At 33.3% G+C, this 16094-nt stretch carries 13 protein-coding genes; 9 read left to right on the top strand and 4 right to left on the bottom strand.

What is annotated here, in order from left to right; genetic code table 11:
• Positions 1-2: 2 nt before the first annotated feature.
• The 5 genes from AC5LXV_RS14715 (at position 3) to yccX (ending at position 8863) form a co-directional block, all read left to right on the top strand.
• A complete protein-coding gene (locus tag AC5LXV_RS14715) occupies positions 3-1484 on the top strand; it encodes a mannitol dehydrogenase family protein (protein WP_110432751.1) in 1482 nt (493 codons plus the stop codon).
• Positions 1485-1667: 183 nt separating this feature from the next.
• On the top strand, positions 1668-2351 hold the full coding sequence (locus tag AC5LXV_RS14710; RefSeq protein ID WP_493466889.1) for a GntR family transcriptional regulator: 684 nt from the start codon (positions 1668-1670) through the stop codon (positions 2349-2351).
• 792 nt (positions 2352-3143) lie between these two features.
• Entirely contained in the window at positions 3144-4841 is a 1698-nt protein-coding gene (locus AC5LXV_RS14705) for a ShlB/FhaC/HecB family hemolysin secretion/activation protein (RefSeq protein ID WP_493466888.1), read from the top strand.
• 677 nt (positions 4842-5518) lie between these two features.
• Positions 5519-8383, top strand: a complete 2865-nt coding sequence (locus tag AC5LXV_RS14700) for a two-partner secretion domain-containing protein (RefSeq protein WP_493466887.1) — start codon at positions 5519-5521, stop codon at positions 8381-8383.
• Positions 8384-8584: 201 nt separating this feature from the next.
• Entirely contained in the window at positions 8585-8863 is a 279-nt protein-coding gene (gene yccX, locus AC5LXV_RS14695; protein WP_493466886.1) for an acylphosphatase, read from the top strand.
• A gap of 110 nt (positions 8864-8973) precedes the next feature.
• Here yccX and AC5LXV_RS14690 read toward each other — a convergent pair whose 3' ends face one another.
• Positions 8974-9567: a CHAP domain-containing protein gene (locus AC5LXV_RS14690; RefSeq protein ID WP_493466885.1), complete on the bottom strand. Its 594-nt coding sequence runs from the start codon at positions 9565-9567 to the stop codon at positions 8974-8976.
• Between the two features lie 322 nt (positions 9568-9889).
• On the opposite strand from AC5LXV_RS14690, the gene lptC reads away from it, so the two are divergent.
• Genes lptC through AC5LXV_RS14670 form a run of 4 tightly spaced genes read left to right on the top strand, consistent with a single transcriptional unit; the run spans position 9890 to position 13164 of the window.
• Positions 9890-10456 carry an LPS export ABC transporter periplasmic protein LptC gene (lptC, locus tag AC5LXV_RS14685; protein WP_493466884.1) on the top strand — a complete coding sequence of 189 codons (567 nt, stop codon included), beginning with the start codon at positions 9890-9892 and terminating at the stop codon, positions 10454-10456.
• A gap of 4 nt (positions 10457-10460) precedes the next feature.
• Complete coding sequence (lptA, locus tag AC5LXV_RS14680; protein ID WP_493466883.1) at positions 10461-11015, top strand: lipopolysaccharide transport periplasmic protein LptA; 555 nt, start codon at positions 10461-10463, stop codon at positions 11013-11015.
• A gap of 1 nt (position 11016) precedes the next feature.
• Entirely contained in the window at positions 11017-11742 is a 726-nt protein-coding gene (gene lptB / locus AC5LXV_RS14675) for an LPS export ABC transporter ATP-binding protein (protein WP_034884243.1), read from the top strand.
• A 6-nt stretch (positions 11743-11748) separates the two neighbouring features.
• On the top strand, positions 11749-13164 hold the full coding sequence (locus AC5LXV_RS14670; RefSeq protein WP_493468007.1) for an RNA polymerase factor sigma-54: 1416 nt from the start codon (positions 11749-11751) through the stop codon (positions 13162-13164).
• 38 nt (positions 13165-13202) lie between these two features.
• Here AC5LXV_RS14670 and AC5LXV_RS14665 read toward each other — a convergent pair whose 3' ends face one another.
• From AC5LXV_RS14665 to leuC, 3 genes are read right to left on the bottom strand one after another with little or no spacing between them, the layout of a single operon-like run.
• Positions 13203-13967 carry a class I SAM-dependent methyltransferase gene (locus tag AC5LXV_RS14665; RefSeq protein ID WP_493466882.1) on the bottom strand — a complete coding sequence of 255 codons (765 nt, stop codon included), beginning with the start codon at positions 13965-13967 and terminating at the stop codon, positions 13203-13205.
• A gap of 39 nt (positions 13968-14006) precedes the next feature.
• Positions 14007-14609, bottom strand: a complete 603-nt coding sequence (gene leuD, locus AC5LXV_RS14660; RefSeq protein WP_493466881.1) for a 3-isopropylmalate dehydratase small subunit — start codon at positions 14607-14609, stop codon at positions 14007-14009.
• 11 nt (positions 14610-14620) lie between these two features.
• Entirely contained in the window at positions 14621-16030 is a 1410-nt protein-coding gene (gene leuC / locus AC5LXV_RS14655; RefSeq protein WP_493466880.1) for a 3-isopropylmalate dehydratase large subunit, read from the bottom strand.
• Between the last annotated feature and the right edge of the window lie 64 nt (positions 16031-16094).

Here is a 16094-nt window from a genome sequence, read left to right as displayed (position 1 = left end):
TAATGAGATTATCAAATCAAACTTTATCACAACTACCTAAAGAGGTAGTTGTTCCAACTTATGATAGAAGCAAAATTAAAACCAAAATTGTCCATCTTGGTTTTGGGGCATTTCATCGTGCTCATCAAGCAGTCTTTGCAGATGTATTGGCTGAAGAGCATGATAGCGATTGGGGATATTGTGAAGTTAATTTGATTGGTGGTGAAGCACAAATCCAAGATTTAAAAGAACAAGATTGTTTATTCAGTGTATGTGAAATGTCCTATGATAACTGGAATACTCGTGTTGTAGGAGTTGCAAAAGAAGCATTACATGCAGATATTGATGGAATACAAAAAGTCTTAGATGTGATGACCCGTCCAGAAATTGCGATTGTGTCAATAACGGTAACCGAAAAAGGCTATTGTTATCTGCCATCGACGGCATCAATTGATACTAATAATCCATTAATTAGTCATGATATTGCCAATCCTCATGCGCCTAAATCCGTTCCGGGTGTCATTGTTGAGGCATTACGTTTACGTAAAGAGCAAGGATTAAAACCTTTCACGGTTATGTCTTGTGACAATATGCCTGAAAATGGCCATGTTACTCGTAATGTTGTTTTAGCACTGGCTAAACAGCGAGATCCTAATCTAGCTCAATGGATTGAAGATAATGTGACTTTTCCATCAACGATGGTTGATCGAATTGTACCTGCGGCAACGCCTGAAACGATGGTTAAAATAAAAAAACAACTTGGTGGAATTGATGATCCAGCAGGTATTGCAGGTGAACCATTTAGACAATGGGTGATTGAAGACAATTTTGTGGCTGGTCGACCTCAATGGCAGAAAGCTGGGGCAGAACTCGTTGGTGATGTTTTGCCTTATGAAGAGATGAAATTACGCATGTTAAATGGTAGTCATTCATTTTTTGCTTATTTAGGTTATTTAGCCGGTTATTTGCATATTGATGAATGCATGCAGGACCCCAATTATGTTAAAGCAGCTAGACATTTAATGTTAAATGAACAAGCAACTACCTTACGAGTAAAAGATGTTGATTTGTCTGCTTATGCAGATTCATTACTTGATCGTTATCGAAACACCGGTTTAAAACATCGTACATGGCAAATCGCCATGGATGGTACTTTAAAATTGCCACAACGTATGCTTGATTCTATTCGTTATCACTTAGCTGACAATACCTCATTTGATTGTCTTGCTTTAGGGGTAGCTGCTTGGATGCGTTATGTTAGTGGAGTAGATGACGCGGGTAATTCAATTGATGTTAGCGATCCATCAATCAGCAAAATAAAAGAGCTGGTTGCTAATAGTGCCGATGACGAAAATAGAGTAAAAGCACTATTATCTCTAACTCATGTATTTGGTAATGAGTTAGCAAATAATCCGCTTTTCGTTGAAAAGGTTACGACAGCGTATCTTTCTTTACGAGATGTCGGCGCTAAAAAGACAGTTGAAAAATTAATACAACTTTTTTAAAGCTATCAACATAATTTAGTATAGTTAATAACCAAGGTGTAATAGTGCTATTTAGCAATTACACCTTTTTATACGCCCTATTGACGTTATTTGATATATAGACTATTTTTTAAAAATACTTTTCTTATATTTAAAAATCACCTACTATTCACATCAATACAATTGATTATACAAGAATAGGATATGTTTAAACTTATCGAATTAAATATTTCAGAGCCCGTTAATCAACAAGTTTATCGTACATTAAGAAGAGCGATTATTACTTGTCAGGTTTTGCCTGGCATTTTACTTTCTGAAAAAGATATTTCTACGCAATTTAATGTATCACGCCAACCAGTTCGTGAAGCCTTTATCAAATTAGCTGAAGCCGGGTTGGTTAAAATTCTTCCGCAACGAGGGACGTTTGTAACCAAAATATCGGTTAAAAAAGTGATTGATGGTCAGTTTATTCGTGAAGCAGTTGAATGTGCAATTATTAAACGTGCTGCACAAGAAATTAGTGATGCTGATCTGTTATTGCTCGAACAAAATCTCAAAGAACAAATTGATGCTAATAAGCATAAAGATATTCGTTATTTTCTAGAAAAAGATGATGAATTCCACCAAATTTTAATGAATGTTGTTGATTGTCCAATGGCGTGGGAAACCGTCGAAAATATTAAAGCAATGATGGATAGAGTGAGATATTTAACTTTAGAAGATATTTCTCCTCCCGAAGACTTGGTTAAACAACATGAAAAAATCGTTATTGCACTAAAAAAACATGATCCTGAAATGGCTGCTCTTGCGCTTCATGAGCATTTATCGACAATTTTAAAAACGATAAAATTAGTCTCTCAGCAACATAATGAGTGGTTTGTTGATTAACCTATAACCAATCAGAGAAAACTTATTAATGAATTTATTTTGTAACATCAAATTTAATCAGTTTAAATCAATTGATTGCGTTTTTTAAGTTGAATAAACAAAATTAAGAGCCGAAAAACAGGCTATTTTCAAGGTCGAGATTTTCTTTTTTTTGCCATCAACATGCTGATAAACAAGCATCAATAAGTAATATTAAAAATAAAAATGATGTTGAGGTTAAGTTAGTCGTTAAGCAGGAAATTGATTAAATTATTTATATACAATATGTTAGCAAGATTATTGTTTATATAATCACAAACCATTTCTAGCATTACTTTTAATAGCAAAGTTAAGGGAATAAGATAATTAATTTGTTAATTTGCAACTGATTCAATTTTTTATCAAATTTAATTAATTCTTTTTTATATTCATCTAGCCTTGTATTGCAAAAAAATTTAATCGATTAAAGTGAAACTACATTTTTTAGTTGATAGTTATTCCGTTACAGTAAAGGTAAAAAATAATAGCAAATAGTGATTTGCAGTTGTAGACGTTTCAGTTTAATTGAATTTATTAGAGGAGATCACACTTTTATATGTCATAACAAATTTTAAATATAACCATTTATCACTAATCAAGCATTTTTATAATTGAGCTATTGTCATTTAATTTTAGTGAAATTATTTACTCACCCCAAATAGTCACTTCGACTCTCAAAAAATCAATTTGACTTAACGAATCTTTACAGACTAAATCCTTTAATTGAACTACTATATAGCTGTTTAGAAGTTCAATATAATAATGGTAAATAAAATGATGTATGTCAGAAGGTTATCAGTTATTGTAGTAAGCTTTATCATTCCAGTAAAAGTAATCGCAAGCGGATTGCAACCTACTGAGCAGGACAAAAAAATCAGTAATCAACAATTGATTTATCAACAAGAACGACTAAAAGCAACTGAAGATGTGTTATCGTCTAAAATGCCTAATGTTAGTTTATGGTCAGCAACTAAAAAAATAAAAAATATTGAATTTCCTCAAGAAGAGATTTGTTTTCCAATTTATAAAGTGGATTTATTAAAAAGAGAGGATTTTCCTTTTTTTGTGCCACTCAATTCATTGGCTAAGCAAGCTGAAGGACTTTGTTTAGGGAGTCAAGGTTTAAATTTATTAATGATTGAATTGCAAAATCAATTAATAAGTTTTGGATATATTACATCTAGAGTAGTTGCCCCAGATCAGGACCTTTCAACTGGAATATTTTCTTTAGTATTACTGAAAGGTACAGTCGGTAAGATTTATTATTCACAAGATAGTGATACCCATTCAAGCCTCGCGACTAACATACCGTTAAAAAAAGGAGATTTATTAAATTTACGTTCTTTAGAACAGGGGCTCGAAAATTTACAACGTGTTTCAAGTTCTGTTGCCAATATCGAGTTAGTTGCTACGGAAAAAGAAGGGGAAACCGATGTTATCATTAAACGACAACAATCGAAGTATTGGCGTTTATCGGCTTCTATTGATGATTCAGGCACTAAAGATACTGGACGGTACCAAGGTGGATTGACCTTTTTTTTAGACAATCCACTAGGCTTGAGTGATTCATTTTATCTTTCTGGTGGCCATGATTTAGAAGGTAAATCAAAATACGGATCTAGAAACTATCTTTTCTCCTATTCAGTTCCATATGGTTACTGGCTAGTTAATGCGTCAATCTACGGAAATACTTATCATCAAAAGATAGCCGGTATTTATGACTATCAATATAAGGGGCGCAGTAAATATTATAATTTCCAAGTAAGTCGAGTGATACATCGCAATGAATCACAAAAAACGCTACTGAGTTATGGTATTAATACTCGAGAATCACGTAACTACTTAAATGATATCGAACTTGAAATACAACATAGAAAAACAACTAATTGGCAGCTTGGCTTACAACATAGCCACAACATTAATGATACAAACCTTGATATTGGTATTTGGTATCAAAAAGGAGTGCGTTGGTTTAATGCTGAAAAAGCTCCTGAAGAACATGCGAATATTGGAAGTGCCTTGACGGATATTTTTAATTTTGATCTATCTCTTTATGCACCATTTAATTTAAAAGAACAGAATTTTGCTTATAGTTTTGATCTTCGAGGACAATTAACACGTAAAAATAAATTAACCGCTCCTGACCGTTTTTCTATTGGTAGTCGTTGGACTGTTCGTGGATTCGATGGTGAGGAGATGCTAAGTGCCGATAATGGCTGGTACATACGTAATGAATTAGATTGGCAAATACCGACAAATCAACAATTATATCTCGGATTAGATGCCGGACAGGTTTCAGGAGGAAATTCAGAAATGCTATTGGGCAAAAGATTAATAGGTTCAACTTTGGGAATACGAGGTAAGCAACTTGGCATTTACTATGATTTGTTTGCCGGTGTACCTTTACATAAGCCCGATAAATTCGAAACAAATCATTTAACATTAGGTTTTTATTTAAATTGGACTTATTAGTTGCTTGATAAATAAGGTCAAATAGATATTAGGTAATGGAGATTCTATCTATTTGTTTTACTCTAGTTTTTATAATAATAGTTATATTTTTATTTAAAAATATACATTATTCGCAAAAATTTATAGGAAAAGTAACATTTTATATTCAATAATTGATGATTAATAATTAATCCTATCATTGAATTAAGGTTTAATAGTAAGTGGCTTTTGGTAGTTTTTAATATTTATTAGTATCGCGAAGTTTATACAATTGAACAGAATGATTTTTATATTATAAATGATATAAAAAGGGCGCTATTAAGTTCAAACATATCTGTATTAACAATATGTTTAAATTAATAAACCAAAAAAGGAAGCTATGTTTTATCTTTATTCTGACAGGAAGTTAAGTATATTTAATTATACATCACGCTTTTTTATTATTATTCAAATCATTAGCAAAAAACTTCACCTTAAATATAAATGCCAAGTCATTACAGTGAATCAACAATAATCTATCAAAATGAGCATAATAATATCGGTATAAAGCCTTAAGATTATTTTATTAATTAGCAATCAATTTTGAATTTTATTAATGATTTTAATTTGTTGTAAATCAGTAGTGGTATTAAATGAAGTAATTAATAAGTATTGAACTTTACTCCTTAAAGAGTAAGAACTAATGAAAGGTAAAAACTATGAATAAAAATTTATATCGAATTATATTTAATAAAGCTCGTGGGTTATTAGTTGTTGTTTCAGAAAAAGCTAAATCTCATCATATGATTTCTAGTAGTAATCAAAAAATAAAAGGTGATAAGGTTTTACATAGCAAGAAGACAGGCACATTAAAGCAGTTAGTTTTTCTAACCTATGTTGCTCTAGGTATGATTAGTGTAGTTGAAACCAGTTTTGCTGGTGGAATAGTTGTTGATCAAAGTAGCAATCAAAATCAACGCCCGACTATTCATGAGTTAGGAAACGGTACAACCCAAGTTGATATTGCCTCACCAACCAGAGGTGGTGTTTCTCATAATAAATTTAGCCAATTTGATGTTGCAAAAGATGGCGTTATTCTTAACAACTCCGCTTCAAGCTCAAACACTCAGCTAGCAGGCAACATTAAAGGTAACCAATACCTGCAAAGTAGTGCTAAAGTCATTTTGAATGAAGTTAACTCTAAAAATCCAAGCCAATTAAATGGTTATATTGAAGTTGCCGGACAAAAAGCTCAAGTTGTTGTCGCTAATGCAGCTGGCATCACTTGTAATGGCTGTGGGTTTATTAATGCCAATCGTGCCACATTAACGACCGGTAAACCGATTATTGAAAATGGTGAGTTAAAAGGTTATGAAGTACAGAATGGAAAGATCGAAATTGCAGGTAGAGGTTACCGCAGTTCTGAACAAAATTATACCGATTTAATTGCTCGTACTGTATCGATTAATGCCGGTTTATGGACAGATAATGATTTAAATATTGTAACAGGTAAAAATAAAGTCAATGTTGATTTAACCAGAATTGAAAAAAACGGTGCGGATAGTGTTTCTGGTCGCCCCGAATTTGGTTTAGATGTATCTGCGTTAGGTGGTATGTATGCAGGAAAAATAAAAATGGTTGGTACGGAATTAGGCGTAGGTGTTCGTAACCAAGGAAAGATATGGACAAATGCTGGAGCAATTCAAATTTCATCTGAAGGGAAAATTTCTAACCACAATTCAATAAGTTCTGTAAATGATATTGTGATTAAAAGTGAAAACGGTATTGAAAATCACGGCAATATTGAAAGCAAAAAAAATATTACATTTACAAGCCGAAAAGAAACGAAAAATGTTGGAACGATAAAAGCTAAAGATGATATTAGTTTTAGTGCTGGTGAGTGGACAGGTAATGATGGCCAAATCACGGCTGATAAAACTATTTATGCTACAGGTGAAAATTTTACCAATGGCGCAACAGGTAAAGTTTATGCTCGTGATATGAATTTAAAAACGAACTTAGTTCGAAACCAAGGTAATTTAACTGCAACTAATAATATTGATATTAAATCTAGAACAGTTTCTAATTTATCGACCATGTCTGCCGGTGAAAATATCAAAATTCAAAGTGAGTTATTAGATAATAGTTTTAATCCAGGCACAATTATTGAAGCTAAAAATATTACTTTAGACGGTGATTATTTTAAAAATTATGGTGAGGTAAATGCAACAGATAATTTAATTGTTCGTCAAACTAAGGTTGCAAACTACAATCGTCTTGCAAGTGTTAATAAACTGGAAGTTAATGCTAAAGAAATTTACAACAGTTATGGTTCTAATGATGGAAGTCGAATAGGCGGTGTCATTAGTAGTAATGATGTCAGCGTTAAAACCGATAAGCTAGAAAATGGCAATATTATAAATGCAAATAAACAACTAGATATTGTTTCTCACTTTGTTGAAAACTATAAGAGTTTAACTGCTGGAGAACAATTAAATTTAAATACTGAATCATTAAATAATGATTGGAATGGAGAAATTATAGCTAAAGATATTAATATTCAATCTATTGATATTAAAAATGATGGGAAATTGCATAGTCGTAATCAACAAAAAATTGATGCTGGTAAGCTTATAAATCAAGGAATAGTAACATCTGATAATAATTTTATTGCTAACATTGATAATCTTGAAAATCGTAATAACGCTATTATTCAAGCTAAAAATGTTTCCTTAAAAGGCGATAACTTAATCAATGCGGCAGAAATTTCTGCCAACGATTTACTCAGTATAAATGTCAAATTAATATCGAACCAAAAGACATTGTCAAGTTCTCGCACTGTTGATATCAACAGTGATACCTTAAAAAATGACCTAAGTGCAGAAATTCTTTCTGATAATTTAATCGTTCTTAGAGGTAATTACATTACTAATTTAGGTGATATAAAATCTAAAAAGGTTATCAAAATTAATGCTGACAAGGAATTTTATAATCGTGGTTGGAATGTAGTAAATAGTGTAGTTACTGGCCTAGTGCAAGGTGAAGATGTGAATATTATTGCTGCCAAAGTAAGTAATGAAGGACAGCTAACTGGTTGGAATTACATTAGAATAAAGGATGATTATTTTATCAATAATTGGAATGGTAAAATAAATGGTAATAACATTAATATAAATAGTTACAGTTTTGATAATTATGGTTTGGTCAAAGCTAAAGATAATGTGAATATTGATGCAACTAACGTATATAATGCTACTTCAATGATATCTGATTATCTTTTTACATTAAACGCTCTTGGTACTTTCAAGAACGATACCAATGCGCAAATAGTTGCTAATTGGCAAGCTGATTTTAGTGGTACCAATATTGATAATTTTGGCAAAATAACAACAGGTCACGCGATAAATATCAATGCTACGAAAATCTATAATAATGGCCTATTGTCGTCAAACATACATTTAAGGTTAACAGGTGATAAATTTACTAATGATTATGCTGGTACCGTATCTACTGAAACCGTGACGGCCAATGTTGGTTATTTTAACAATTTAGGAAATATTCGTGGCACGATAGTAAATCCATAATAATAAATATTGTTATATTAACTTAAACATTAATTGTTAATAACTATTTGTACTGTTAAAAGATTCTAACTTTTATCATGATCAGTGATGAAATGTTTAGAATCTTTTTTATTTTTAAATTTATCATCATTAATTTGATTCTTTTAATTAAGCATTTAATGTACTATTAATTTAATTATAGAATAAATGAAGGTATTAAATATGCTAAAGCAGATGCAAATCAATGTTAGTGGCGTTGTACAAGGTGTAGGTTTTCGTTTTTTTACCTATCAGCAGGCAAATAAATTAGGTTTAGTCGGTACGGTAAAAAATTTGTCTAATGGTGATGTTGAAATTATTGTTCAAGGTGAAGATATTGCGTTAGAGAAAATGTTGCACTGGTTAGAAGCGGGAGGACCGCGATCAGCAACTATTACTCATATTCGCATTAATCAAGTAGTCATTGATACTAATTTAACATCTTTCAATATTGGATATTGATCTAAAATTCAAATTGATTTCAGAAAAATTATCATTATGAAATGATGCTATTCAAAATATAGTTGAACTGGCAGGTTAATATCTATCTATAATATTAGTTAAATGATAATTTAACGTTTACGCAAATAACCTAACACCCGAAAAGAATCGATTTTCCATCCTCCATCTCTAAATATTAATGGAAAGGTCGCGCGACTTCTGGCTGTTGGACCAGGATTTTGCTGGACGATGTCAATTTCATTGTCAGTAACTTTACTGATGATGGCAACATGACCGTATTTAGACCAATCAAAGATAATAATATCGTCAACTTGAGGTTTGGTGGGGGAGCCATTATGAAACTGAAGTAAATTTCGTTTAGGATTAAGATTTCCATCAGGTATTGAATCATCAAAAAAATCTTTGGCATGACCATAACTGTCAGGCATTTTATGGTTAAAACGTTCATAGTAATAACGTTTAATAAATTCAACACATTGATACTTTAGCCCTAAATTATAACCGTCTTTTGCAACATTCCTACCACTTACATTACTTATTGAACCATTATAATAAACTTTAACACCATTAAACTCATCAACAACCATGCCAATTTTACTTTTATCAACATCTAAATCAGCATAAACAAAATGACAAAAACCATAACCTAATAATATTAATGAAATAATTATTGAGAAAATAATTCTTCTAGAGCTTAATAACATTTGGGATCCTACTACATATCTTTTTTCATTAATCTGATTAGATAATTTTGATTAAATCTATATCTTAAAAGCAAAGAGTGTTTTAATTCGTAAAACTATTGTTTATATTAATCAATAAATGTTATCTATTTTATAGTAAAGAGGGAAATTTTTAAGTAAATTATTGATGTTTTCAATTATTATTTTGTCGTTACTTAACTTCTTTTAATGTCAGATATTAATTTATTAAAAAATAAAGTAAAATAAGACAATTTTTTGGTGATTAGTAATAAAGGTCCATTTTTATTAATGATTAATCTTATTCACGTAATTAACGTAAACTATGAATAAAAAAAATTTAATCTGTATCATTCTGCTTATTTTGATAATTGGTATTTATTACCGTTACCAAATAGATGATAGCGCGTCTATCGCGTCATCAAACACAAATTCACCTGATACACCTATTTATCAAAGTGATGATATGATAACCAATGTTTATGATTTATCAGGCTCCATGGTATATAAGATTGAATCAAGCAAAGTAAGACATTTTGATAATACGGAAAGTACTGATTTTGATTTACCTAATGTGACGCTTTACGATCAGGATCATGTGGCTACTTGGCATATTAAAGCAAAACGTGCAACCTTGACTAATGATAAATTAATCTACCTTTATCAAGATGTTGTGTTAACGAATTTAACTCCTGATTCGCAATTACAACAAGTATTAACGGATAATGCAGTAGTTGATTTAAAAACACAACTGGTAACGTCTGATGATCAAGTAAAAATTAAAGGAATAGGCTTTTTTTCGACGGGCATCGGTTTAATCGGTGATTTAAGAGAAAAAACGGCAAATATACTTGAAAATATAAAAACCTTTTATAATACTGAGGCGCAATAAAAAAATGAAATTAAAAAAACAAGCAATTTATCTATTGTATTTTTTATTCTGTTTATCATTTGCTTGTTTTGCAGATGAAGCCACTTTGGAATCTTCTTCCTCGCAAAAAGACCAGAAGATGTTTGCTAGTGACAAGCCTATTATGATTGATGCTGACAATCAGCAAATTGATATTGAAAAAAATATTATCACCTTCACTGGTAATGTTCAGATTGTTCAAGAAGGTTTAACAATATGGGCTGATAAAGTTGTTATGACCGATATGCAAGATTCAACAAAACAAAAAATTACCGGATATGGTAATCCGGTAAAATATAAACAGATTATGCCTCAAAATAACAAAATTGTGACCGGGCACTCATCGCAGGTTATCTATGATGTGAAGGATAGCAACATCATATTGCAAGGGGATGCGGAGCTAGTTCAGGATGATAATCGCATTAAAAGTTCGCTTATTACTTATGATTTAAAAAGACAACGAATATTTGCACAACCGGGTAGAAATGAACGAGTAAAAACTACTATCATCCCAAATCAAGTTAAAGAGATGAGCAAATAATATGTCAATTTTAAAAGCCGAAAACCTCGCTAAAGTTTATAAAAAGCGACGTGTTGTTGAAGATGTAAGTTTAACAGTCAATTCTGGTGAAATAGTTGGTCTGCTTGGTCCTAATGGTGCGGGTAAAACCACGACTTTTTATATGGTAGTTGGCATAGTCACTTTAAATGCCGGAAAAATCTATCTCGATGATCATGATATTAGTATCTTACCATTACATGAGCGCGCTCAAAAAGGTATTGGCTATTTACCGCAAGAAGCCTCGATATTTAGAAAATTATCGGTTATTGATAATATTTTGGCTATATTAGAGACCCGTAAAGATATTGATAAAAATGAAAAATTAAATCGAGCAGAAGAGCTACTTGAAGAATTTCATATTACGCATATACGAAACAATATTGGTCAATCTTTATCAGGTGGTGAAAGACGAAGAGTTGAAATTGCTAGAGCCTTAGCTGCTAATCCAAAATTTATTTTACTCGATGAACCTTTTGCTGGGGTCGATCCGATCTCAGTTATTGATATCAAAAATATCATTAAACATCTACGCGATCGTGGATTAGGCGTACTAATTACCGATCATAATGTCCGTGAAACGCTTGATGTTTGTGAACGCGCCTATATAGTAAATAAAGGACATTTAATTGCTGAAGGTACACCTGATAGTATATTAAATAATGAATATGTTAAACGCGTTTATTTAGGACATGAATTCAGATTATAGATTATGATGAAACAAGGCTTACAACTGAAGATTTCTCAACAGTTGTCAATGACGCCACAATTGCAACTCGCAATTCGCATGTTGCAATTGTCGACTCTAGAGTTAAGACAAGAAATTCAAACTGCACTTGAAAATAATCCACTATTGGAAATTGCTGATCAATATGATGAAATTAATGTTGAGCAGCAAGATCTTGGCGAAAATATTGATACGCGTGAAGCATTAGATAGTCAAGAAATTCCTGAAGATATCCCTTTAGATGCATCTTTAGATGATATTTATACTGCGGGTACACCATCAGGAACCTATTCAGATTATCGTACTGATGAATTACCAATTTATCAAGGTGAAACACACGAAACCTTACATGACTATTTAAATTGGCAATTGGATTTAACGCCTTTTAGTGATATTGATCGTGCAATTGCGTTATCGATTATTGAAGCAATTGATGATAGAGGTTACCTTACCGTTTCTAGTGAAGAAATTTTAGATGAACAAGGTAATAATGAAATTGAGCTCGACGAAGTTGAAGCTGTATTAAAGCGAATTTGGCATTTTGATCCAATTGGCGTTGGGGCAAGAACTTTACAAGAATGTTTGACTATTCAAATTCAACACTTAACGCCACCAGCGTTAGTCAAAGAGATCATCGATAACTATCTAGATTTATTAGCAAGCCACGATTATAGAACTCTTAAAAAACGGTTAAATGCTTCTGATGAGCAGTTAAAAGAGGCGATTGATTTTATTCAGCATTTACAACCTTATCCTGGTGACTCGGTTAATACTACGCCACCAGATTATGTTATTCCAGACGTTGTGGTTAAAAAAATTGCCGGTAAATGGATAGCGGAATTGAACAGTGATACAGTTCCAACGCTACGCATCAATCAACAATATGCTGCGATGGAAAAGATAAGTAATGAAAGTGACAGCCAATATATTCGCTCAAATTTACAAGAAGCCAATTGGTTTATTAAAAGCGTCGAAAATCGTAACGAGACTTTATTAAAAGTTAGTCAATTTATTGTTGAGCACCAACAAGCTTTTTTTGAAAATGGTGCTGAATATATGAAACCAATGATTTTGTCTGATGTTGCCGAAGCGATTGATATGCATGAGTCGACTATCTCGCGAGTGACAACACAGAAGTATTTACAATGCCCAACTGGCATCTTCGAGTTAAAATTCTTTTTCTCAAGCCATGTTAATACTGAATCTGGTGGAGAAGCCTCGTCCACTGCCATTCGGGCATTAATTAAAAAATATATTTCAGAGGAAGATGCTAAAAAGCCTTTGAGTGATAGCAAATTAGTTTCAATCCTTGAAAATCAAGGGATTATTATTGCTCGGCGAACGGTAGCAAAATATCGTGAGGCATTGTCGATACCACCGTCAAATCAACGAAAACAGCTTTAATAATAATTGGCTGTTTTCGATTCTTTTACGATTAATTTCTAAATCACTTTTTGCGTTTCAATAATCATCATATCAGAGGTAAAAGATCCATCTGATTGTAATTCGAAGTAAGATTTTGTATCTTGAGATGCACTTATTTGATAAGTCCTTATCGCATCCACTAAATTATTCGGTGTACGCATACGTTTTATCCAACTATCAAAAATCAAGGGTAAGCGGTGGCGTTGAATCTTATCAATAGTAAATCCAGCTTTGCTTAAAAATGTCAGCCATTCGCCAGGCGTATAGTCGCGTACGTGGGAAGTATCACGTAGTGCTTCAATCGTTTGTAACCAAATATCTAAAACAGGCTGACCAGGAGAAACGACATCCATAATAATTAACTTACCATTTGGTTTGGTAATTCGATGTAATTCACGCAAACTCTTACCTACATCCTGCCAATGATGGGCAGAATAACGACTGACTACAATATCAAAATAGTTATCGTCAAATGGTTGATGCTCAGCATAACCATGCACGGTGCTAATATTTTTTAAGTTACGTTCATCAGCAGTTTGTTCAACCACTGCTAACATTTGCTCCGATAGATCATAGGCTGTGACATGTTTGACCTGTTTTGCTGCAATAAAACTGACATGGCCTGCGCCACACCCCATATCTAAAAATTCAGCATTAGGATAATTAGTTAAAAAACTGGCTAGATATTCAAGATCAGCACCTTGAGCATGAACTTTACTGCTTAAGTAGGCGTTAGCTTGCTGACCGAACTGTTGATTTACTTTATCGTGATGGGTTGTCATTAATTATTCCTATAAAAGGCGCTTGCGCGCCTAAATAAATTAATTTAAGAATGTAGGAATTTTATGCTCAAAAGAGCTGATAGCATCTTCATGTTGCAAGGTTAAACCTATATTGTCTAAACCATTTAATAAACAGTGGCGTTTGAAGGCATCAATTTTAAATGAATATTGCTTATCACCCGCGATCACAATTTCATTTACTAAATCGATGGTGAATTCAATTCCATCATTGGCTTCAACCAATTTAAATAACTCATCAACTTCTTCTTCTGATAAGTTAACTAATAATAGTTGATTATTAAATGAGTTATTATAGAAAATATCAGCGAAGCTTGAACCAATGATAGTTTTAAAACCATAATCAGTTAATGCCCATGGCGCGTGTTCACGCGATGATCCACAACCAAAGTTTTCACGAGCCAATAAGATACTTGCGCCTTTATAACGAGGTTTATTTAATACAAATTCTGGATTAGGTTGTTTGCCAGCATCATCTAAAAATCGCCATTCATGAAATGCATGTTGCCCAAATCCGGTACGAGTAACTTTCTGTAAAAATTGTTTAGGAATAATCGCATCGGTATCAACGTTCGCGGCATCTAAAGGCACGACTAATCCAGTATGTGTAGTAAATTTTGCCATGACAAGTCTCCTTAAAATGGTTTGCGAATATCAGTAAAATGACCAGTAATGGCTGCCGCCGCTGCCATTGCCGGGCTAACTAAATGCGTTCTGGCATCACGGCCTTGTCGTCCTTCAAAATTACGGTTACTGGTTGATGCACAGCGATCACCCGGGGCTAATTTATCATCATTCATCGCTAGACACATTGAACATCCTGGTAAACGCCACTCAAAACCGGCATCGATAAAAATCTTATCTAATCCTTCAGCCTCTGCCTGTTCACGCACCGGACCTGAACCCGGAACGACTAAAGCTTGAACACCATCGGCGACTTTACGACCTTTGGCAACTTCAGCAGCGGCACGCAGATCTTCGATACGGGAATTAGTACAAGATCCTATAAACACTTTATTGATCTTAATATCAGATATTTTAGTTCCCGCGGTTAACCCCATATAGGCTAATGCGCGTTCAGCTGAATTTTTTTCAATTGGATCGGAAAAATCTTGAGGATTTGGTACTTGAGAATCAATAGCGGTTACTTGACCAGGATTAGTTCCCCAAGTTACTTGCGGAGCAATATCTTTTGCTTCTAAAGTCACAATCGTATCGAAATGTGCTCCTTCATCTGTTTTTAAGGTTTTCCAGTAAGCAACAGCTTGCTCAAAATCTTCTCCTTTAGGTGAGAATTGACGACCTTTTAAATATTCAAATGTGGTTTCATCTGGTGCAACTAATCCAGCTTTAGCCCCCATTTCAATGGCCATATTACATAATGTCATTCGGCCTTCCATTGACAAAGAAGTAATTGCTTCGCCACAGAACTCCACTACATGACCTGTACCACCAGCACTGGTTGTTTTACCAATGATCGCTAGAATAATATCTTTGGCGGTAATGCCATCAGCGACTTTGCCTTTGACCTCGATTTTCATCGTTTTAGCGCGACCTTGTTTTAATGTTTGGGTGGCTAAAACATGTTCAACTTCCGATGTCCCAATCCCAAAAGCTAATGCACCAAAAGCGCCATGTGTTGCGGTGTGTGAGTCACCACAAACTATCGTCATACCCGGTAATGTCATGCCTTGCTCAGGGCCAACAACATGAACAATACCGCGTAATGGACTTTGTAAACCGTATAAAGAAACGCCAAACTCTTCTGCATTTTTAGCTAATTCGGTTAGCTGAATTCGTGCCATCTCACTACAAGCGCTTAAATCATTACTTTTCGTTGAGGTGTTGTGATCCATTGTGGCGAAGGTTTTATGCGGTTGTCGGACTTTACGATTCATTGCTCGTAAACCATCAAAGGCTTGAGGAGAGGTGACTTCATGAACCAAATGGCGGTCGATATACAAAATAGGGGTTTCATTTGGAGCTTCATAGACAACATGTGCATCATATAATTTTTGATACAATGTTTTTGGTTTTGTAGACATTGCTTATATTCCTTTAATATTCTTTAAAAGGGTTAATATGATTTATTAACCCTTGCTCTAAAAA

Source organism: Gilliamella sp. LMG 34359, assembly GCF_984569085.1.
This window is presented reverse-complemented; position numbering and strand designations above follow the sequence as displayed.